General features: G+C 61.8%; 15 protein-coding genes. 9 read left to right on the top strand and 6 right to left on the bottom strand.

What is annotated here, in order from left to right; genetic code table 11:
- Positions 1-239: 239 nt before the first annotated feature.
- The 3 genes from BM193_RS16245 (at position 240) to BM193_RS16235 (ending at position 2,583) form a co-directional block, all read left to right on the top strand.
- On the top strand, positions 240-683 hold the full coding sequence (locus tag BM193_RS16245; RefSeq protein WP_092797495.1) for a hypothetical protein: 444 nt from the start codon (positions 240-242) through the stop codon (positions 681-683).
- Between the two features lie 28 nt (positions 684-711).
- Positions 712-1,869: a helix-turn-helix transcriptional regulator gene (locus BM193_RS16240; RefSeq protein ID WP_092797494.1), complete on the top strand. Its 1,158-nt coding sequence runs from the start codon at positions 712-714 to the stop codon at positions 1,867-1,869.
- Between the two features lie 183 nt (positions 1,870-2,052).
- Positions 2,053-2,583, top strand: a complete 531-nt coding sequence (locus BM193_RS16235; protein WP_139176099.1) for a hypothetical protein — start codon at positions 2,053-2,055, stop codon at positions 2,581-2,583.
- 26 nt (positions 2,584-2,609) lie between these two features.
- Here BM193_RS16235 and BM193_RS16230 read toward each other — a convergent pair whose 3' ends face one another.
- Entirely contained in the window at positions 2,610-3,065 is a 456-nt protein-coding gene (locus BM193_RS16230) for a tellurite resistance TerB family protein (RefSeq protein ID WP_092797492.1), read from the bottom strand.
- A gap of 317 nt (positions 3,066-3,382) precedes the next feature.
- On the opposite strand from BM193_RS16230, the gene BM193_RS16225 reads away from it, so the two are divergent.
- Together BM193_RS16225 and BM193_RS16220 are read left to right on the top strand one after the other, a co-directional pair.
- Positions 3,383-4,189: a lipid II flippase Amj family protein gene (locus tag BM193_RS16225; protein ID WP_092797491.1), complete on the top strand. Its 807-nt coding sequence runs from the start codon at positions 3,383-3,385 to the stop codon at positions 4,187-4,189.
- Between the two features lie 54 nt (positions 4,190-4,243).
- On the top strand, positions 4,244-6,202 hold the full coding sequence (locus BM193_RS16220; protein WP_092797490.1) for an ATP-dependent nuclease: 1,959 nt from the start codon (positions 4,244-4,246) through the stop codon (positions 6,200-6,202).
- Between the two features lie 109 nt (positions 6,203-6,311).
- Here BM193_RS16220 and purL read toward each other — a convergent pair whose 3' ends face one another.
- Positions 6,312-10,349, bottom strand: a complete 4,038-nt coding sequence (gene purL, locus BM193_RS16215) for a phosphoribosylformylglycinamidine synthase (RefSeq protein WP_092797489.1) — start codon at positions 10,347-10,349, stop codon at positions 6,312-6,314.
- Between the two features lie 208 nt (positions 10,350-10,557).
- Entirely contained in the window at positions 10,558-11,622 is a 1,065-nt protein-coding gene (locus BM193_RS16210; RefSeq protein ID WP_175533313.1) for a GGDEF domain-containing protein, read from the bottom strand.
- Positions 11,623-11,964: 342 nt separating this feature from the next.
- Here BM193_RS16210 and BM193_RS16205 point away from each other — a divergent pair, with 342 nt between their 5' ends.
- From BM193_RS16205 to BM193_RS16195, 3 genes are all read left to right on the top strand, one after another.
- Positions 11,965-13,590, top strand: a complete 1,626-nt coding sequence (locus BM193_RS16205) for a tetratricopeptide repeat-containing response regulator (RefSeq protein WP_092797487.1) — start codon at positions 11,965-11,967, stop codon at positions 13,588-13,590.
- 390 nt (positions 13,591-13,980) lie between these two features.
- Positions 13,981-14,880, top strand: coding sequence for a cyanobactin maturation protease PatG family protein (locus BM193_RS16200; RefSeq protein WP_092797486.1), 900 nt, complete (start codon positions 13,981-13,983; stop codon positions 14,878-14,880).
- A gap of 145 nt (positions 14,881-15,025) precedes the next feature.
- Positions 15,026-15,424 carry a VOC family protein gene (locus BM193_RS16195; protein WP_092797485.1) on the top strand — a complete coding sequence of 133 codons (399 nt, stop codon included), beginning with the start codon at positions 15,026-15,028 and terminating at the stop codon, positions 15,422-15,424.
- A gap of 72 nt (positions 15,425-15,496) precedes the next feature.
- Here BM193_RS16195 and BM193_RS16190 read toward each other — a convergent pair whose 3' ends face one another.
- The 3 genes from BM193_RS16190 to BM193_RS16180 all read right to left on the bottom strand — a co-directional run bounded on the left by BM193_RS16190 (position 15,497) and on the right by BM193_RS16180 (position 20,100).
- Positions 15,497-16,135, bottom strand: coding sequence for a TetR/AcrR family transcriptional regulator (locus BM193_RS16190; RefSeq protein ID WP_092797484.1), 639 nt, complete (start codon positions 16,133-16,135; stop codon positions 15,497-15,499).
- 11 nt (positions 16,136-16,146) lie between these two features.
- Positions 16,147-18,573, bottom strand: coding sequence for a membrane-bound PQQ-dependent dehydrogenase, glucose/quinate/shikimate family (locus tag BM193_RS16185; RefSeq protein ID WP_254786271.1), 2,427 nt, complete (start codon positions 18,571-18,573; stop codon positions 16,147-16,149).
- A gap of 480 nt (positions 18,574-19,053) precedes the next feature.
- Positions 19,054-20,100 (bottom strand): NAD(P)-dependent alcohol dehydrogenase, encoded by a 1,047-nt coding sequence (locus BM193_RS16180; protein ID WP_092797482.1) that lies wholly within the window; start codon positions 20,098-20,100, stop codon positions 19,054-19,056.
- Positions 20,101-20,284: 184 nt separating this feature from the next.
- On the opposite strand from BM193_RS16180, the gene BM193_RS16175 reads away from it, so the two are divergent.
- Complete coding sequence (locus BM193_RS16175; RefSeq protein WP_092797481.1) at positions 20,285-21,226, top strand: AraC family transcriptional regulator; 942 nt, start codon at positions 20,285-20,287, stop codon at positions 21,224-21,226.
- Positions 21,227-21,277: the final 51 nt, after the last annotated feature.

Here is a 21,277-nt window from a genome sequence, read left to right as displayed (position 1 = left end):
ATTCTTGAACGCAGCGTTGCTGCGGTCGACTTTGCCTGAGGCAGGAATCTGTCCTAACTTGGTCTACGCACGGAAGGCCGTGGCGCCATTCCACGCACCAGCTCCCTGCAAATATCCATCCCCGTCTCATTCGGATGAATGATGCGCCGCGCCGCGCCCTTGCCTAGACTGGCTCCAGCCTCACGCCCCGCCCGACCGGGCCGCGCGCCAGGGGCACGCAACCATCGAGGGAGAACATCATGAGAACCATCATCCTGGGCACGCTGCTGGGCCTGGCCGCCACCGGCATGGCGGCGCACGCGCAAACCCTGCCGCCAGACAGCACCGTGGAAGTGCCGGGCCACGCGCTGCGCATCGAGGTGCCGGCGCAGCCGCGCCACATGCTGCGTGAAGACTTCCAGCAATTCGCGGGCGCCTACGACCTGTCGAATGGCGACACCCTGCAGCTGCGCCGCGCCGGCAGCATCATGTATGCGCGCATCGGCAAGCAGCCCGAGCACCGCATCGTCGCCACCGGCCGCAATGCCTTTGTCGCGCTGGACCGCCAGCTGAAAGTGCGCATCGACCATCACGCCGATGGCAGCGTGGGCGGCGAACTGGTGATGGTGGTGCCGGCGCGCCGGCTGGCGGACGGCGGCACGCAGGGCGAGCACCTGGCCACGCTGGCGTTTCCGGGCCGCTGATGGCAGAGATCAGGGGCAAGCTGGCACCATGGGCAATCCGCTGACAGCGCGGCAGGAGGCATTGATCGCCCGCCTGTATGACGCGGCGCTCGACGATGCGCTGTGGCCGCGGCTGTGCCGCGACCTGGCCGATGCGTTCGGCGGCGCCAGCGACGCCATCGTGATCCTGGAAAACGACAGCGGCGCGCAGTTGCTGAGTCCCACGCGCAACTTCGACCACGCCGCCGTCGACGCCTATGAGGCATATTACTGGCAGCACGACGTCTGGGCCGAATGGGCATTTCGGCTGGGCATGGACCAGATCCACGCCAGCGACCAGCATATCCCGCCCGGCACATTGGAACGCACGGAATTCTATGCCGATTTCTGCCGTCCGCATGACTTGTACCACGTGATCGGCACGGCCTTTTCCGTCGCGCCCGGCGAAGTGGCGCTGCTGGGCGTGCACCGCCAGCGCGCGCAGGGGCCGTTTGCGGACAGCCCGCTGGTGCAGGCGCAATTGCAGGCCCTGCTGCCGCATTTGCAGCGCGCCCTGCGCATCCGCGCCCGCCTGGCCCGCAGCGGCATGCAGGAGCGCACCACGCGCGCGGCGCTCGATTCGCTCGACACGGCCGTGCTGCTGGTGGACGGCCGGCTCGACGTGGTCTACGCCAACGCCAGCGCGCTGGCCCTGTTCGGTGCGGGCCTGGAGCGCAGCCTGCATGGTCCCGCTGGCGGCAGTCCCCGCTGGTGCGCGCTGCCGCAACTGGCGCAAGCCGTGCGGCAAGCCATCGGCGCTGGCCACGGCAAACGGATCGCCGCGCCCGTGGCCAGCGCCCTGCGCCTGCCGCGCCCGGGCGCGCCCGACCTGTGCCTGACGGTGGCGCCCTTCCGTCCGCCGCAAGGCCAGTCCGGCCAGCGCCCGTGCGCCCTGGTGCTGGCGCGCGACCCGCAGGCGCCAGCCGTCGCCATCCCCGCGCTGCAACAGCTGTTTGACCTGACGCAAGCCGAAGCGCTGGTCGCCCAGGCGCTGGCGCAAGGCGCCGCCATCGACCGCATCGCCGCCGATACGGGCGTCTCCATCAACACCGTCAGGACGCATCTGCACCACATCTACGACAAGACCGGCACGGCGCGCCAGGGCGAACTGATCGCCAAGATCCACCAGGGTGCCAGCCCATGCACCCGGAAGGAGAGTCCGCCATGAAAAACGCCGCACGCCGTTCGGCGCCTTCGAGCGCAAGCCCGAGGTCCGAGCTGGCCAGCATGCGGCCGGAACAGATGGCGGCACGGCCGATCGCGGCGCGCAGTCGTGCTGCGTGGAAAAATGTCTGCATGCTATGATCGCCGCCTTCGCCGCGATGACGCCGCAGCCACTCCATGGAGCAGCATGACTCAGACTAAAAAGATGCCCATCCGCCTGGCGCAGTACCTGGGGCGCGGCTTGCGCCTGCTGGCCTGGCCCCTGCTGGCCCTGGTCAGCGCCGCCTGCACCAGCACCACGCGCCATCCGGCCAGCGAGCCCACGCAAGTCATCCTGCGCTTTACCTATGACGATGGCAAGCCGATGCGGCACGACAATTACCTGGCCCAGGCGCGCCAAGAAACGTATATCAAGTACTGCAGCAAGATAGGCAGCACCACTGTCTGCGACGTCGGCTCGGATGCCCTGTTCATGGGCGGCGACGCCCCGCTGGACGCCAACGGCGAAGTGCGCGTCACCCTGCACTCGACCGGTCCCATCGGCAACCATCCGACCAGTCTTTGCATCAAGGGCAAAGGCTACGTCTTTGATTCCGGCGACTGGAAACGCGGTCCCTTCAGCCCAGGCCAGGTGATCGAGATCCGCTACAGGATCAGCGAAGTGGACATGGCGTGCCCCTGGTCGTCAAGCACGCCGCCGTGGTGGGACAAGAGTTAAGCCAGCCGGGGCCGGCTGGCCCGGTTTTACTGCAGCTCGAACTCCGTCGGGGTCAAGCCCAGCTCGCGCGCGATCTTGCTGGCCACGCGCTGCTCGTTGGCGTCGAAATTGCCGTCCGATGAAGCGACGGCGATAATCATGCGCACCAGCAGGCGCGACGCCTCCACATTCGACTTCATCCTGCCCAGCGCCTGGTAGGCCTTGGCTTCGCCGATATCCTTGTCGAATTCCAGCTGACCGACATATTCCTGGAAAGCCTTGATCACGTCCGTGGTGGTAAATACGGACAGCGCGTCATTGCTTTCAATAAACTTCACCATCTTCTGCTTCTCTTCCGCACTGACGCTGCCGTCGGCCATGGCGATCAGGGCCGAGCCCGCCATCGCGGCGTTCAGGAAATCCTTGTTCTTGTACTTCAAGGCCTCGGTTTTCAGTTCGCTGGCTTTGGTCTTCAGTTTGGACAGAAAAGAATCGAAACTCATGGTGTACCTCCGGGTTGGTGTGGGTGCGGCAGCGCTACGCTGCCACTCCTACCCAACTGAGGGCGCATGCCTGAATTGCAAGCGGCGGGAACAAGCCTTGCCTCTGATGAAAGCATGGCAAAACCCAGAGCAAGGGCCGGGGTCAGACCCTAAGGGTCTGACCCCAGTTTCTGCCTTGGGGCGAAAGACAGCCGACTGCCTACAAACACACAAAACACCACGAAACCCAATTAACACGAAAATTAACTTCTTTGCAGTTGAAAAATAAGTAACTTCATGGCAGCATGGAATTACATTTTCTTTAATGCAAGGTTGTGATGGACAAGCAATTGTTGTTGATTTGCGCACTGACGTTCATCATCCACCTCATCGGCACCCTCGCCTACTCCGTGCGCATCGCCGGCATCCGCACGCGGCGCATCGCCGTATCGCTGGCCCTATTCAGCATTCTGATGCTGCTGTCGCGCACGTCGAATTCCTTCCTCGGCCCCTTCCTCGCCAAGCGCGTGGAAACGGGCATCGACCAGCATGTCGCCGCCAGCACGCTATTGATAGACTTCCGCTGGCTGCTGTTCTCCGCCAGCCTGGCGACGATATTGGGCGCCATCCTGATCCCCACCTTCCAGCGCGCCTTCTGCCGCGCCGTCGAGCACTTCCAGGTTCACAGGTCGGTACCGAAACTGCTGCTGCACGCCGTCTTCAAGGGCGGCTTGTCCTACCTCAAGACTTCCGCCAGCCTGCCCAAGCCCGCCAACGTCATGGGCCTGCGCGAAAAATCCGGCGTATCTATTTCAATGACGGCCATGAACGTCATCGCCACGGCCCTGTGGACGGTGGGCGTCTTTGCGGCGTTGTACGCGGGCGTGCTCGACCCCAGCGTGCGCGTGACCTCCAGCACGCTGTCATCAATCATCAACGGCGGCGCCACCATCATGATGGCCGTCTTCATCGACCCGCACATGTCGGGCATGACGGATGACGTCATCGAAGGCAAGATCGAAGAATCGCAGTTCAGGCGAGCGGTGGTGTGGCTGGTGGGAAGCAGATTGGTGGGCACGCTGATTGCGCAGTTTTTGCTGGTGCCGTCGGCGGTGGTGATTGTGGGGGTGGCGAAGTATCTTTAAAACTGAAACGTATAAATTCTCGTAGTTCAATAAGATATATAAAGAGAGAGAGTCATGGCAGAAGATAAAAACCGGTCTAAACTAACAAGAATGGAAGTTCGAAATATTGGGTGCATCAACAATGAAGGTATCGAAATAGCACTTGATAAAGTCGTTTGCCTGGTAGGAAAAAACAATGCCGGAAAATCAACAATTTTGCGATCCTACGAGTTAGCCAAAGGGACTATTAACTTTGATGAAAAAAGAGACAGAAATTTACTATCCAGCGAAGAACAAATTTCAGAAATAATTTTAGATGTCCATATTCCAGATGGAATTGCAAATATAGATGCAGCGTGGAAAATCGACGTTGATGGCCTTAGAATTGTAAGAAGTCGATGGCAGTGGCTAGCACCCAACTATGACAAAATAAGGACAACATGGAACCCAAAAGGTGGGGATAATGAAGAAGGCGATTGGGATTCAGAAAAAAAGGCTGCTGGACTAGATAATGTTTTTTCAGCTCGCCTGCCTCGCCCTCTACGTATAGGCTCACTAGATGACGCAGAAAAAACAGAAGAAATGCTTTTAACCTTAGCACTCACCCCTCTCATTGCTAGTTTGGAAGCGGAGCGCATGAATTCACAATCAGAACTTTCAAAGGCGATAACTAGCGTCACTGAAAAAATAAATGGCTTAAGTTCCAATCACGAAAAAACATTTAATTCTATTGCTGAACAAGTTACGCACGGATTCAAAGGCGTATTCCCTTCACTTGGCGTTCATTTAAACATAGGCGCAGCGCCATTTACACCAAAGATTGAAGATCTAGTAAAAAAAGGGTCTGGATTACTCATTGAAGACGGGGAAATTTCAACCTCGTTAAATCAACAAGGTACTGGTGCACGACGGGCCCTATTTTGGTCAATGCTACAAGTACACAACGAAATGACTCGACTTAAAGAAATTCGTGATGAATTCAAAAAGAAGTTGGAGAAAGATTTAGCGGAAAAGAAAAAGAAACCCAAAAAAGAGACCGTTGAAATTTTGGCGGAATATGCTGAAAAACTGGGTGCAGCAGAAGCGCTACTTGCAGCGCACAACGCAGGGGCTCCTATTCCCGAAAATCCAGAGGACCCATCCCTTCCTGGTTATCTCCTCTTAATTGACGAACCTGAAAACGCGCTTCATCCAATGGCAGCTAGAGCCGCACAAAGACACCTATATAAGCTAGGTGCGAGTCCGGACTGGCAAGTAATGATGACAACCCATTCTCCATATTTCATAAATCCATTTGAAGATCACACAACAGTTGTTCGATTGGAACGTGCCGGAGAAGATGGGAAGCCAATAAGCCCGAAAACCTATCGATCAGATCACATCGAATTTAAAGAAGATGAAAAACAGCGACTGCAAGCACTTCAACATATTGATCCAAGTTTTGCGGAAATATTTTTTGGTTCTTATCCGGTTTTAGTCGAAGGCGATACAGAACACGCGGCATTCATGTCATCAATAATTGAGAAAAATCATGATTTAATGGACAAAATAACAATCATAAGGGCGCGAGGAAAGGCAATTTTAATTCCCTTAATAAAAGTACTTAAACACTTTAAAATCGGCTTTGGGATAGTACATGACTGTGATCCACCATATAGAAAAGATGGTGCAAAAAATGGAATGTGGACAGAAAACAAAAAAATTAGTGACGCAGTTACAGGTGCTCGAGAATCTGGGATTGCAGTTAGGCATAGGGTAAGCATTCCAGACTTTGAGCGTTACCTTGGCGGCGATGAAGAGTCAAAAGATAAACCACTTAACGCTTACAACTTCACAAAAAACGATGCAAATGCCGGTTCAAAAGTTGAAAAACTCTTATATGATTTAATTAGTAGCGAACAACATAATCCTTTTGACAAGGATAAAATACAAGAAGATGAAGACTATCTTATGACACTACATAGGGAAGTTTTGAGGTGGGCGAAAGAGAATGGCATGGACAAGAACACTAGATTCTGTGGAGTGGATCTCTAGATTTCATAAAGTATAAAAAAAGCCGCTGTCTCCCGACAGCGGCTTTCTCATTCCTACCCCAGCAGCAGCGCCTTGAACCAAGACGCCGAGCCGCAAGTAACGCAACTAATTACCCCACAAACTTCCGTGCATTCCTGAACATGCGCATCCACGGCGAATCCTCGCCCCATGCTTCAGGGTGGTACGACTGCTGGACTGACCGGAACACGCGCTCCGCGTGCGGCATTAACACTGTAAAGCGGCCGTCCGGCGTGGTGACGGAGGTGATGCCTTCCGGCGAGCCGTTCGGGTTGTATGGATACGCTTCGGTGGCGGAGCCCTTGTTGTCCACAAAACGCATGGCTTTGGTGACCTGGGTGATGTCGCCCGTTTGCGAGAAGTCGGCGTAGCCTTCGCCGTGGGCGATGGCGATGCCGGCTTGGGTGCCGGCCATGCCGTTGAAGAAGATCGATGGGGAGTCCATCACTTCGACCATGGCAAAGCGGCCTTCGAATTTCTCCGACTTGTTGCGCGTGAACTTCGGCCAGGCGTGGGCGCCGGGGATGATGGATTTCAAATTGCTCATCATCTGGCAGCCGTTGCAGATACCGAGGCCGAAGCTGTCCGTGCGGTTGAAGAAGCGCGCGAACTGTTCCGCCAGGCTGGCGTTGAACAGGATCGTCTTCGCCCAGCCTTCGCCCGCGCCCAGCACGTCGCCGTACGAGAAGCCGCCCACGGCGATGACGCCCTGGAAGTCGTCCAGCTTGACTCTGCCGGCGATCAGGTCGCTCATGTGCACATCGACGGCTGCAAAGCCTGCCTGGTGCATCACGTAGGCCGTCTCGATGTGCGAGTTGACGCCCTGCTCGCGCAGGATGGCGACGCGCGGACGCACGCCGGTGGCGATGAATGGCGCGGCGATGTTCTCGTTCTGGTCGAAGGTGACGATTGGCGACATGCCCGGGTCCTGCACGTCCAGCAGGCGGTCGTATTCGGCGTCCGCGCAGGCAGGATTGTCGCGCAGGCGGGCGATGCGCCAGCTCGTTTCGCTCCACAGGCGGTGCAGGTCCGCGCGCGGCTGGGTGTAAATGAGCTTGGCGTCGCGCGTGAATTCGATCACGTCACGGTCGTTCAATTTGCCGATGATATGGCTGCAGGCGCCCAGATTAAACGTGCGCAGCACGTCCATGACGAGCGATTTTTCTTCCGCGCGCACCTGGATCACGGCGCCCAGCTCTTCGCTGAACAGGGCGCGCAGGGTCAGTTCGTTGCGGCGTTCCGCCACCTGACCGGCCCAGTTCTTGGCGTCGCCCCAGTCGCTGGAATGCTCGCCTTCCATGGTCAGCATGTCGAGGTTGACGGACATGCCCGTGTGGCCGGCGAAGGCCATTTCCGTCAGGGTGGCGTACAGGCCGCCGTCCGAACGGTCATGGTAGGCCAGCAGCTTGTCGTCGCTGTTCAGTTTTTGGATGGCGGCGAAGAAGCCTTTCAGGTCTTCCGCGCTGTCGACGTCCGGCGTTTCATTGCCCAACTGCTGCAACACTTGCGCCAGCGCCGAGGCGCCCAGGCGGTTCTTGCCGCGACCGAGGTCGATCAGGATCAGGGACGTGTCGCCCTGGTCCGTTTTCAGCTGCGGCGTGAGCGACTTGCGCACGTCCGTCACTGGCGCGAACGAGGAGACGATCAGCGACACTGGCGACGTGACGGATTTCGCCGCGCCTGTGCCCTCGTCTTTCCACGTCGTGCGCATCGACAGCGAATCCTTGCCGACGGGGATGCTGATGCCCAGCGCCGGGCACAGCTCCATGCCCACGGCTTTCACCGTGTCGTACAGGGCGGCGTCCTGGCCAGGCTGGCCGCAAGCGGCCATCCAGTTGGCGGACAGTTTGATATCGCTGATATCGCTGATGGCGGCGGCGGCGATGTTGGTGACGGCTTCGCCCACGGCCATGCGGCCCGAGGCTGCCGCGTCGATGACGGCCAGCGGCGTGCGTTCGCCCATGGCCATCGCTTCGCCCAGATACCCCTCGAAGCTCATGGTGGTGACGGCGCAATCGGCCACTGGCACTTGCCATGGTCCCACCATCTGGTCGCGCACGGTCATGCCGCCCACGCTGCGGTCGCCGATGGTGATCAGGAACGATTTGTCGGCCACGGTCGGCAGCAGCAGCACTTTTTGCGCCACGTCCACCAGGTCCATGCCGGTGAGATCAATGGCAGGGAAATCGTTGGCCACGTGGACCACGTCGCGCTGCATCTTCGGCGGCTTGCCCAGCAAGACGTCCATCGGCATGTCGACCGGCTCGTTGCCCAGTTCCGGATCGATCAATTTCAGTTGACGCTCTTCGGTGGCCACGCCCACGGCGGCGAACAGGCAGCGTTCGCGTTCGCACATGGCTTTGAACAAGGGCAGGCTTTCCGGCGCGATGGCCAGGACGTAGCGTTCCTGCGACTCATTGCTCCAGATTTCCTTCGGCGCCATGCCCGATTCTTCCAGCGGGATCTTGCGCAGGTCGAAAATCGCGCCGCGCTTGGCGTCGTTGGTGATTTCCGGGAAGGCGTTCGACAAGCCGCCCGCACCCACGTCGTGGATGGAGATGATCGGATTGTCCGCGCCCATTTGCCAGCAGGCGTTGATGACTTCCTGGGCGCGGCGTTCCATTTCCGGATTGCCGCGCTGGACGGAGTCGAAGTCCAGGTCGGCCGTGTTGCTGCCGGTCGTCATCGACGAAGCGGCGCTGCCGCCCATGCCGATGCGCATGCCCGGGCCACCCAGCTGCACCAGCAGGCTGCCGACGGGGATGTCGTTCTTGTGCGTGTGCTGCGCCGAGATATTGCCGATGCCGCCCGCGATCATGATGGGCTTGTGGTAGCCGAAGACGGCATCTTTGTCGGTGCCCACGTTCTGTTCATACGTGCGGAAGTAGCCGCCCAATACGGGACGGCCGAATTCGTTCGAGAACGCGGCACCGCCCAACGGGCCTTCGATCATGATCTGCAACGGCGAAGCGATGCGCTCCGGCTTGCCGTATTGATCCGCGTCAGTACGCGACGCCAATGGCGCCGTCACGGAAGCGGCCGTTTCCCAGCTGCGCACGGCGTCCGGCAGCGACAAATTCGATACCGTGAAACCCGTCAAGCCGGCCTTCGGCTTGGCGCCGCGGCCCGTCGCGCCTTCGTCGCGGATCTCGCCGCCCGCGCCCGTGGAGGCGCCGGGGAATGGAGAGATGGCCGTCGGGTGGTTATGCGTTTCCACCTTCATCAGGGTGTGCGTCAGTTCGGTCGATGCCGCGTATTCGTGGTTCGCACCGCGCGGGTAGAAGCGCGACACGGTGGCGCCTTCCATGATGGACGAATTGTCGCTGTAGGCGACGACGGTGCCCTTCGGCTGCAGTTCATGCGTATTCTTGATCATGCCGAACAGCGATTTGGGCTGCGCCACGCCGTCGATGGTCCAGTCCGCGTTGAAGATCTTGTGGCGGCAATGCTCGCTGTTCGCCTGCGCGAACATCATCAGTTCCACGTCCGTCGGGTTGCGGCCGGCCTTGGTGAAGGCGGCGTCCAGGTAGTCGATTTCGTCTTCCGACATGGCCAGGCCCAGCTCGACGTTCGCCGTTTCCAGCGCGCGCTTGCCCTGCCCCAGCAAGTCGATCGATTCCAGCGGACGCGCTTCCAGCGTGCGGAACAGGTCCTTGGCGTCGTCGGCGCTGCGCAGCACGGATTCCGTCATGCGGTCGTGCAGCAGGTCGGCCACGGCCTGTACCTGCTCGTCCGTCAGTTTGCCGGCGCCGATGGCGCTGCCCAGGATGCCCGATTTCAGGTTGATGCGGAAGGCGATGCCGCGTTCGACGCGCTTGATGTGCGCCATGCCGCAGTTGTGCGCGATGTCGGTGGCTTTGGAGGCCCACGGCGAAATCGTGCCGAAACGGGGGATGACGAAGAATTCTTCGGCAGCGCCTTCCGTATTGTCCGCCTGGGCCGGCTCGCCGTACGTCAGCAAGGCGCCCAGGCGCGTACTGTCGTCGGCCGTGAGGGGCGCGCTGGCATCGATGAAATGGACATAGCGTGCTTGTACGGCAACGATCGCAGGCGAGACGGCTTGCAGTTGGCTTAACAGACGGTGGCTACGGAAATGGGACAGGGCATTGGAACCCGGCAGTATCAACATGATTGGAAGGTGGTTGATGCAGCGTGGCTGCGGGTTAAAGGTAGGTATGACAATATCTTTCGTACGGCAAATTTCCTTTGCGCGCATTATACCCGTTTTACCCCTGCTTTATTACCGGAACTTATGGCTTGACGGGCATTTTGCCCCGTCAAGCGGCAGTTTTTTGCCAACTTGCAACAACACGCGCCAGGCACACACCAGATCGGCGTCAGGCGACCACGTAGCGGTTCTTGCCCTGGCGCTTGGCCAGGTACAGCGCTTCGTCGGCCAGGCGGTAGCTGTGGCCCAGCTCCTTGCCCCGGTCCAGTTCCGCCACGCCCACGCTGATCGAGACGAACTGCACGGCCAAAAAGGCCTGGCTGACGGCGTCGACCAGGGCGCCGGCAAACGCGCGCGCGTCTTCGCGGCTGCCCGCGTAGACGATGCCGAATTCCTCGCCGCCCAGGCGGCCGCACAAATGGCCTTGCGCCTTGTCGGCGATGATGGCGGCCGTGCGCACCAGTACCTCGTCACCGGCATCGTGGCCCTGCTGGTCGTTGATGATCTTGAAATCGTCGATATCGATCATGAGGAAGTGCAGCATGCCGCCATGCGGCGCGCCATGCATCTGCTGCGCGCGCTGCGTGAACATGCGGCGGTTGTTCAGGCCCGTCAGGCTGTCCTGGAAGGCCAGGCGCATCAATTCCTGCTTGGCGTGGTAGTTGCGCAGACGCAATAAGCTGAAGCTGACATTCAGCGCCAGCCCGAACAGCACGCTGACGGCGATCATCAGCGGCGCCCACGATGCGTCGGGCAAGCCCGCGTTGACGGGATACAGGCCGTGGCCCACGTTCCACCACACGCCCGCCACCACGGCCAGGTAGCTGAGGCCGCCATTGAAGATGGAGGCAATCGCCAGGGTCATGAAGACGCCCACCGGCAAGACCCAGAAGCTGGCGTGGCCAATCGCATCGGCCATGGTGCGCAAGCCGAAGGTCAGGGTCAGGACGGCGCAGGCGCCCGTGATGGTGAGCACCGGCAAGGTGGTGCAGCGGTAGCGCACGACCAGGCTGGCCAGCATGCCCAGCAGCGCCAGCACGGCAGGCGTGAGGTCGGGGTGAAACGGCGCCGGCATCAGCAGCCAGGTCAGGCTGTAGGCGACGATGCCCAGCAGCTGCGTGACCATGCCGACGCGGTGCAGTTCCGCGAAATACGTGTGCTGCTGCTCGCTGTTGCCGCCGAACGCGAGGGGCACGGCGACGCGACGCAGGGAAGAGAAATCAGGAAAACGCATGACGGGATTCGACGCCAGAGTGAGATAAAGCGCCCGGTACAGCCTTGCGCAAGCCTGGCCGCCAGCTAGCGCGGCAATCAACATTAGTTGTAATTAGGATACTATCATGCAAGTGAACTATCTGCTTGGAAATGCACGTGCGGCGGCGGATGTGCCGGGCTACGCCGCCGTGAAATACAACGCCGCCGTGCCCCGCGCTCGATAGCTTGCATTTTGCTGGCAGTGTCGGGCGGCTTTGCAGTATGCTGATAAAAAACAATTTTTTCAGGCGCGCACTGCCTTGCCGCCACAAATAAGAAGAGTTCCCGCAAATGACCCGAACAGATGAACGAGAGCTGAACAATGCCAGAACATAGCGACTTATCTGTCCTGATCGTCGACCCGAACCCCAGCATGCGGGGCAATCTGCACAATATGCTGAACCAGGCGGCCATCACCAAGGTGGAATATGCCGTCAATTCCGGCACGGCCATCCGCCTGCTGACGAAAAAACCGTTCGACATCATCCTGTGCGAATACGATCTTGGTAGTGGCACGGACGGCCAGGATGGCCAGCAGCTGCTGGAAGACCTGCGCCACCATAAGCTGATCGGCCTGTGGACCATCTTCATCATGCTGACCTCCGAAGCCATCCACAGCAAGGTGATCAGCGCGGCCGAGCTGACCCCGTCCGACTACATACTAAAACCGTTCACCGTCGATGTGCTGAGCGGGCGCATCGAGCGCGCCATCGAGCGCCGCGCCCTCTTCCTGCCCACCTACCAGCTGATCGACAAGGGCGACCTGCGCGAAGCCGTGAAAAGCTGCCGCGCGGCCGAACTGCAGCATCCGCGGCTGGCGGCCGACTTCGCCCGCCTGCGCGCCGAACTGCACATCACGCTGGGCGAATGGCGCGAGGCGGAGCAGATCTATGCCGATACCCTGGCCACGCGGCCCATGGCCTGGGCCCACCTGGGGCTGGCGCGCACCCTGTTCGAGCAGCAGCGCCACGAAGAGGCGCAGGACGCGCTGATGGAACTGGTGGAAAGCTATCCCCGCTTCATGGCCGCCTACGACCTGCTGGCGCAGAACCATGAAGCGATGGGCCAGCAACTGCAGGCGAAGAAGATTCTCGAAGACGCGGTGGCCATTTCGCCGCACATGGTGCGCCGCCTGCGCCACCTGGGCGGCATCGCGTTTGACACGGGCGACATCGGCGCGGCCGAACGGGCCTACAAGCAGGTCGTGACGAAAGCGAAGTACTCTGAATTCCGCGACCCGGAAGACCACGTCAACCTGGTGAAAACGCTGGTAAAAAAAGGCGACGCGCCGCAAGCGAGCGGCGTGCTGCGCGACATGGAGCGCTCGCTGCGCGGCGGCGCCAACGTGGAGGCGTGCCGCGCCATCTCGGCCGCCATGCTGCATGAATTGTCGGGCAACGACGTCGCCGCCGCCAGCGAACTGCAGCTGGCCGCCGCCGCCCTCGACAACGCGCGCGGCTTGTCGACGCAACTGAAGGTGGGCCTGGTGCAGAGCTGCCTGAAAAACAACCTGGAGCAGGCCGCGTCCGACGTCATGCTGAAACTCGTCAACGAGGCGGACAGCGACGTGACGATGGAAGAAGCCGTGGACGTGTTTGAAAAAGCCGGGCGCCACGACCTGGCGCAGGGCATGGGCCAGCAGATCAGCAACCAGGTGCAGGAACTGATGCAGGATGCGGCCAGCAAGTCGGAAAGCGGAGAGCTCAAGGGAGCCGTCTTCGTGCTGCGCCAGGCCCTGCGCAAGACGCCGGGCAACCTGCCCGTGCTGTTCGCCTCCGTCGACGCCATCCTGCGCCAGCTCAACATGCTGGGCTGGGAAGCGCCGCTGGCCGAACAGGCGCAGCATCAGATGCAGGTGATCCGCAAGATCGACCCCAAGCATCCGAAGCTGGAGTCGCTCAAGCAGCAGTATGCGGCCACGCAGCACAAGTATGGTATTGCGACCTGAACGGCAACCTCGCTCAGACTGCTCCGGAACCAAGCCAGGCCCTTGCATCCGGCTCGGGCTTCGACGGCATAGCGCTCTTTTTCGAGGGCGACGGGACTGCGCCGGCATCGATTGACCACGCAGGCGCACGCTGCGCCGCAACAGCAACTTGCCGCCCGCCGCCGGACAACTCTGCAAGCCGTGGCGTGCGCGGCGACAGTCACCGTGCCGATGGATGTGCACCAGCTGTTGACAGACTGCGAGCAGGTACGGATTGCGAAAGAAGCGGGCGAGGCGCCTGGCACGCGCGCCTTGCCATGCGCACCCGATCCGGCGTCGGATTGCCGCCATCCCAGGCCGGGCGGCTGCGTATTCAACCGGCCGTTGCTTCATTATTGATGGAGAACATGTATGCATGATGAACAAGGAACGCCAGGCATCGGCGCATCGGCCGCGCGCGGTTTGCCGCCATCCGGCACGTCGCTGATCTATGCGCTTGGCAGGATCGGCTATGATTTCGGCACCCAGGCCCGCATGGATGCCTTTGTCCAGCGGATGGGGCCCGATCAAAGCCCGTTCAATCCCGGCCAATTGCTCAATTTCCTCGCAAAACGCGAAGTCGAAACGCGCATGTTGATCTGGACCTTGAATATCGAGCAGACGCCGCTGTACGCGATTGAACCAGGCGAGCCGTTCGCGCAAGACATTTATGCGCAGCTGGCCGCTGCACTGGAAGGCCAGCTGAAGGAGGAAGGCGACACCGCTTACATCGAGCGTGTCTCGCTCCCCGGCTATTTGACGGGGAAAACGGTGCGGCTGTATTCGGGCCAGGTGGTGCCTGTCGTGTCGGCGCTGGCGCGCGGGCTGTATTGCTGGGACGTCAACAAGGTGATAGAGGACGCAGTCAATGCGGCGGGCGCCAACCATCCGCCGGAACAGGTGCATAAAATGCGCATCGGCCTGCGCGAATTCCTGCACCGGATGGGCTACCACTTCCGCAACCTGGGCCTGTCGCCGTCCGAGCGGGCCATGAATTTCGCCGCCACCACCGCCGCCGCGCAGATGGCCACGGCCCTCGCACAACACCTGATTGCCGACAGTGGCAGCGGCTCCCGACAGTTGGCCAACATCGCCGTCGAGAAAAGCCCCATATGCCGCCCGGGTTCCGATTACTGGGACGTAAGGCTGGCCTTCTTTGATCCCGCAAGCAGCCGCCATGTCATGCGCATCGTCCGCTACACCATAGACGTCAGCGATGTCATGCCGGTCACGGTAGGCGAGCCGAAGTCGTGGGAGGCAGACAGCTTCTGACATCCAGCCTGGTTCAGTCGGCCAACAGTTCCGCGCGCGAGAACAACGCGGCATGTCGGATCAGGCATAGTGAAGCAAACTTGCGCTGACAGCCGCTGTCAGATGATTGACCGTCTACGCACATCAACCTGACCAGGGAGACGCCATGAAAAAACAGATCATCCTCAACCTGCCCGTGAAGGACCTGGACAAATCCAGGGCCTTCTTTTCCGCCCTCGGCTTTACCTTCGATGCCCGCTTCAGCGGAGAGAACGCGGCCTTCATGAATATCGTCGACGGCACCATCCAGGCCATGCTGACGACCGAAGCCTTCTTCCAGTCCCTGATCGACAAGCCGGTCGCGAATGCCAGGCAAGCCAATGAAGTCGTCATTTGCCTCAGTTGCGACAGCCGGGAAGAGGTGGACAGCCTGATCGCCAAGGCCGTTGCCGCCGGCGGCCGCACGCCGCATCCGCCCGAAGACCATGGCTTCATGTATGACCAGGGCTTCGAGGATATCGATGGCCACCTGTGGAACCTGGTGTGGACGGCACCGGAAGCCTGAAGGACTGAGCAAGCGCCCCTGCTTCTCCAGCCGACCATGGCGTCGGATGACGCGCTGGCGCGCCGATCCGGCCTACGCGCTGCGCGCCACCCGCGCCACCACCAGCTCGATCAATTCCGCGATCAGGGGCCGGAACGTGGCCGCGTTGCCGCCCTGCCCCAGCATCACGGTGCGCGTGGTCAGGTGCGAGAAGACGGCGTCGAAGAGGATTTGCGGCAGGTTGGAAAACGAGGTGTCGGCGGCGATGCGGCCGTGGGCGCGCTGCTGTTCCAGCAGGCGCAGGATCAATGCATGCCACACTTGCGGGCCGTGTTCGTACCAGGTCTGGCCCACGGCCGGCACGGCGGCGGCGCCCGTGACGACGAGGCGATAAAAGTCCACGTGGCGGGGGCTGGTGACGACGGACACCAGTTCATCGAGGATCAGCTGCAGGCCCTGCTCCAGCCCCGCTTGCGACGTATCGAGCTGGCGCAGGTCGATGATGAAATCGGCGCACAGGTACTCGACCACGGCCACCAGCAGCTCCTGCTTGCTGCCAAAGTAGCGGTAGGCCGTGGCCTTGGAGCCGCCCGCCTCGGCCACGATGGCGTCCATGCTGACGCCATCGTAGCCGGAGGCGAGGAAGAGGTCCGCGGCCGCCACCAGCAGCTTGCGCCGCCGCTCCTCGCTTCGAGTACTGGGAGAAGCTGGAACGGTGCGCAACTGGGACATGAAACGGGCTCTTACTGTGTCTTGGGAAGCGCGTATGCTATCACGTAATCCCCGCGGTCCGGACTCTGGCGCGCGCCGCCCGCGACCACCACCACGTACTGGCGGCCCGACTTGGGCGACACATACGTCATCGGCGTGCCTTGCGAGCCGACGGGCATGCGCGCCTTCCAGATTTCCTTGCCGGTGGCGATATCCATGGCGCGCAGATAGTAATCCTGCGTGCCCGCATAGAAAACCAGGCCGGACGCCGTGCTGACGCCGCCGCCCAGGGTCGGCATGCCCAGCGGGATCGGCAGGCTGGCGCGCACGCCGTTGATGACGGCATCCTGCACCGTGCCGGCCGGGCGCTCCCAGACCTTTTTCTGCGTTTTCAAGTCGATGGCGGCAAACACGCCCCACGGCGGACTTTGACACGGGATGCCCAGCGGCGAATTGAAGGCCTTGTGGTCGATGACGAACGGCGTGCCATCCATCGGATAAGTGCTGCCCACGCCGTGGCCCGACGTCAGCTTGGCCACGTCCACCGTTTCGCGCGGCACCAGCTTGACCACTTGCGGCATGCGGATATCGTTGACGAACATATAGCCGTTGCTTTCATCGACGGCCGCGCCGCCCCAGTTGAAGCCGCCGTAGTAGCCCGGGTAGATCAGGGTTTCACGGGTGGCAGGCGCCGTGAACTCGCCCTGGTAATTGAGCTTGCGGAAGCTGATGCGGCACGCCAGCTGGTCGAAGAAGGTTGCGCCCCACATGTCGCGCTCCGTCAGCGTCTGCGCGCCGAGGGCCGGCATGCCGGTGGAATATGGCTGCGTTCTTGACACCCAGTCGCCGGCCGCGTGCTCTTGCGGCACGGGCTTTTCCACCACATCGGCGATCGGTTTGCCCGTGCGGCGGTCCAGCATGAAGATCTGGCCACGCTTGGTCAGCTGCACCAGCGCGGGCGTCTTGCCGCCCTTGCCGTCCGGGACGTCGTACAGGGCCGGCTGGGCCGCCACGTCGTAGTCCCAGATGTCGTGATGGACGGTCTGGAAGGTCCAGCGTTCGCGGCCCGTGGCCATGTCGAGGGCGACGATGGCCGACGAATATTTTTCCGTCAGCGGCGGACGCTTGCCGCCCCAGAAGTCGGGCTGCTCGTTCCCCAGTGGCAGATACACGAGGCCCAGTTCATTGTCGACGGCAGGCGTGGACCACATGTTCGGCGTGCTGCGCGTGTAGGTCTGGCCTTGCGGCGGCAGCTTGGTGATGGCCGGGTTGCCCAGGTCCCAGGCCCAGACCAGCTCGCCCGTGTCGGCGCTGTAGGCGCGCACGACGCCGGACGGCTCGTCGATGGAGCGGCCGTCAAAGACCCAGCCGCCAAGGATGATGAGATTGCGCGCGATGGTCGGCGCCGAGGTGTAGGCGTAGTACGGCACGTTGGCGCGCACCTTGCCCAGGCCCGTCATCAGGTCGACGGAGCCCTTGTCGCCGAAATCTTCGCACAGCTTGCCCGTTTGCGCGTCGATCTCGATCAGGCGCGCATCCATGGTCACTTGCACGATGCGCTTGGCGCACGCGCCCGCCTGCGGCGCGCCGGCCGCCTGCATGCCCTCGAAACGGAACGGTTTATCCACCGTGGCTGGCTCGTAGTAGCCCACGCCGCGGCAGCGGTTCCAGGTCTTGGTGTTGGCTGGCCGGGAATCGTAGCTCCAGCGTTCCTTGCCCGTGTCCGCGTCGAGCGCGATGACCTTGCTCGTCGGCGTGCACGTGTAGATGGTGTCGCCGATCTGCAGCGGCGTGTTTTGCGATTCGGACGCGCCCTCGGCCAGCTCGCCCGTGCGGTAGCTCCAGGCCACCTGCAGCTTGTCGACGTTCTGCTTGTCGATCTGCGTGAATGGCGCGAAGCGCGTGCCTGCCGGCCCATTCGCATAGTGCGCCCAGTTGGCGCTGCCGTCGTTGGTCAGCGCGACGGCATCCTGCTGCGGTGTAACTGCCGCTTCCGTCACGCCGTGCGGCTTGAACATGGCAGCGAAACCGCCCACCAGCAGCACGGCGAACAAGGCCGCGAAGCCGCGCGACTGGCCGCTGTGAGCGCGGCCCGCCAGCCATGGATGCACGAGGGCGGCCACCAGGCCGATGACGAGCAACGGCGCCAGGCGCGGCACCATGGGCCAGAAGGCAAAGCCGATTTCCCACACGGCCCACAGCATGGTGGCGACGATCAGCACGGCGACGATGGCGCTGGCCAGCGGTTTGCGGCGCAGATACAGCACGCCGGCGACAATCAGGCCGAGACCGGCCAGCAGGTAATACCAGGAACCACCGAGGGTGATGAGCTCAATGCCGCCGGCCGCCAGGGCCAGGCCGGAAAGCCCGAGAAAAACGCCAAAAACGGCCAGCGCCATGCGCTTGCCCCTGGAGCCGGGCGGGATCGCCGCCGCTCCATACTGTGTTGAAGTGTCCATTTTTTATCCATGACGCCTCCCCTGCCCAGGCCAACACGCCGGGGATGGCTGATTTTTTAAATCTACGTAGTGAAACTGTACCGTACGGTTTCATTTTATGCCGATTTTTGACGCAAGGAAAGAAAAATTGATGTCGGAGCTTGATTTTGGGCGCAGATGGGGGATCGGGGATGCTTGCAGGATGATTGTTGGATGATGCGCTTGCGCGCTTGTCCGACCTGCGGCGAGTGCTGCGTTTGTCGGATTACGCTGCGCCAATCCGACCTACGGGACCACATGGGCAAAACGCCACCCCGGGAAACTGCGGGGGTCGGACCCCGAGGGTCCGACCCCAGTTCCTCGACGCCGGCATGCCGGTTTTGACCTGGAACATGCGCCGCCGGAACGCCCGAAAAACGCCCAGAGCCAGGCGCCCCGCCGAAGACAGTACGAATAGTACGGCGAGGCGGAGCAACAACGCCCTGGGCGTTTTCTCGGGCGTTACAAAGAGGCCATGTCGATGACGAAACGGTAGCGCACATCGCTCTTGACGACGCGCTCGAACGCCTCGTTGATATCCTGGATGCGGATGATCTCGATGTCGGAGACGATATTGTGCTTGCCGCAGAAATCCAGCATTTCCTGGGTTTCCTTGATAGAGCCGATCATGGAGCCGGACAGGCTGCGGCGCGCGCCGACCAGGCCGAAGGCGCTCACGGGCGGCACGGCGCCGTCCGGGATGCCGACGATGACCATGTTGCCGTCCACTTTCAGCAGGTTGATGTACTGGTTCCAGTCGATGGCCGCGCCCACGGTGCAGATGATCAGATCAAAGGTGCCGGCCAGCTTGGTGAACGTTTCCGCGTCGTTGGTGGCGTAGTAGTGGCTGGCGCCCAGGCGCAGGCCGTCTTCGCGCTTCGACAGGGTCTGGCTCAGCACCGTCACTTCGGCGCCCATGGCGTGGGCGATTTTCACGCCCATGTGGCCCAGGCCACCCATGCCCAGGATCGCCACCTGCTTGCCGGGACCGGCTTTCCAGTGGTTCAGCGGCGAATACAGCGTGATGCCGGCGCACAGCAGCGGCGCGGCGGCGTCCAGCGGCAGGTTGTCGGGGATTGACAGCACATAGCCTTCCTTGACGACGATGCTGTCCGAGTAGCCGCCCTGCGTGGCCGTCTTGCCGTCCGCTTCCAGGCCGTTGTAGGTCTGGATCAGGCCTGGCATGTACTGTTCCAGGTCGACGTTGCGCGTTTTGCAGGTGGTGCACGAATCGACGAAGCAGCCCACGCCCACGTGGTCGCCCACCTTGAACTTGGTGACGTCGGCACCGACAGCCGTGACGACGCCGGCGATTTCATGGCCGGGCACCATCGGGAAGGCGGAGCCGCCCCATTCATCGCGTGCCTGGTGGATGTCGGAATGGCATACGCCGCAGTATTTGATCGAGATGGCCACGTCGTCGGCGCGCGGGGCGCGGCGCTCGAACGAGAATGGCTGCAGTGCGGAAGTCGGGCCCAGTGCGGCATAGCCTTTGGCGATGGTGGTCATGAAGACTCCTATGAAGATTTAACGGGAAGATGTGACGAAAAAACGCGTGCCATGCAAGCGATGGCGCCAGTGTGCGCCAAATGCGCCGCGCCCGTTACCGCGATCCTGCAAGACCTTTGCACGATCCTCCAAATCTGCGTAAGATCATCCCCTGCCCGTCTTCGCCTGATGCATACTCGCCGCCATGTCTACACCACTCCTCCCCCAAGATGAAATCGCCGCCCTGATCAGCCGCCACGCGCCGCGCAACGGCGATTACGCGACGGCCATCGGCAACCTGACCTTCCACCGCCAGTCGTCGACGACGGAATCGCTGTTCCACGCGGCGCGCCCCAGCGTGGCGCTGATTGCGCAAGGGGGCAAGCAAGTCACCCTGGGCAGCGACACCTTTCACTACAGCCGCATGCAGTATCTGCTGACGTCCGTTGACCTGCCGGTGCAGGTGCGCGTGGTGGAAGCGAGCGTCGAGGCGCCGCACCTGTGCGTGGTGCTGGGCATCGACATCGCCGACGTGGCCGCGCTGCTCGACAGCGAAAGCGCCGGCGCCGGCGGCAGCGCGGCGCAGCAGAAGCTGATCCCCGCCACGCGCGGCATCTCCGTCAGCGACGTCTCGCCCGAGCTGCTCGACGCCATGCTGCGCCTCGTGCGCCTGCTCGACAAGCCGGAGGACATCGCCACCCTGGCGCCGCTGATCCGCCGCGAACTGACGTACCGCCTGCTCAATGGCCCCGTCGGCGCGCGCCTGCGCCACATGGCGCTGGCCAGCAGCCAGTCGCACCAGGTGAAGCAGGCCATCGACTGGATCAAGGTGCATTACGCGCAGCCGCTGCGCATCGAACACCTGGCCGGCATGGCGAACATGAGCATGTCGTCGCTGCACCACCACTTCAAGGCGATTACGGCCATGACGCCGATGCAGTACCAGAAGCTGCTGCGGCTGCAGGAAGCGCGTCGATTGATGCTGGTCGAGCGGATCGACGCGGGAACGGCCGGCTACCGCGTCGGCTACGCCAGCGAATCGCAGTTCAGCCGCGAATACAGCCGCCAGTTCGGCCGCGCGCCCATGCGCGACGTGGGGCAGGTGCGCGCCCAGCTCAGTGGCACGACCGCCTACGCGACATCCTGATTTGCCCGAGTTGCCTGTACCGCGCGGCGTGCATTAGAATCTGGCCTCCCC

This window comes from Janthinobacterium sp. 344, assembly GCF_900112025.1.
Lineage (GTDB): Bacteria > Pseudomonadota > Gammaproteobacteria > Burkholderiales > Burkholderiaceae_D > Janthinobacterium.
The sequence above is the reverse complement of the archived record's forward strand: the minus strand, read 5'-3'. Positions and strand labels throughout refer to the sequence as shown.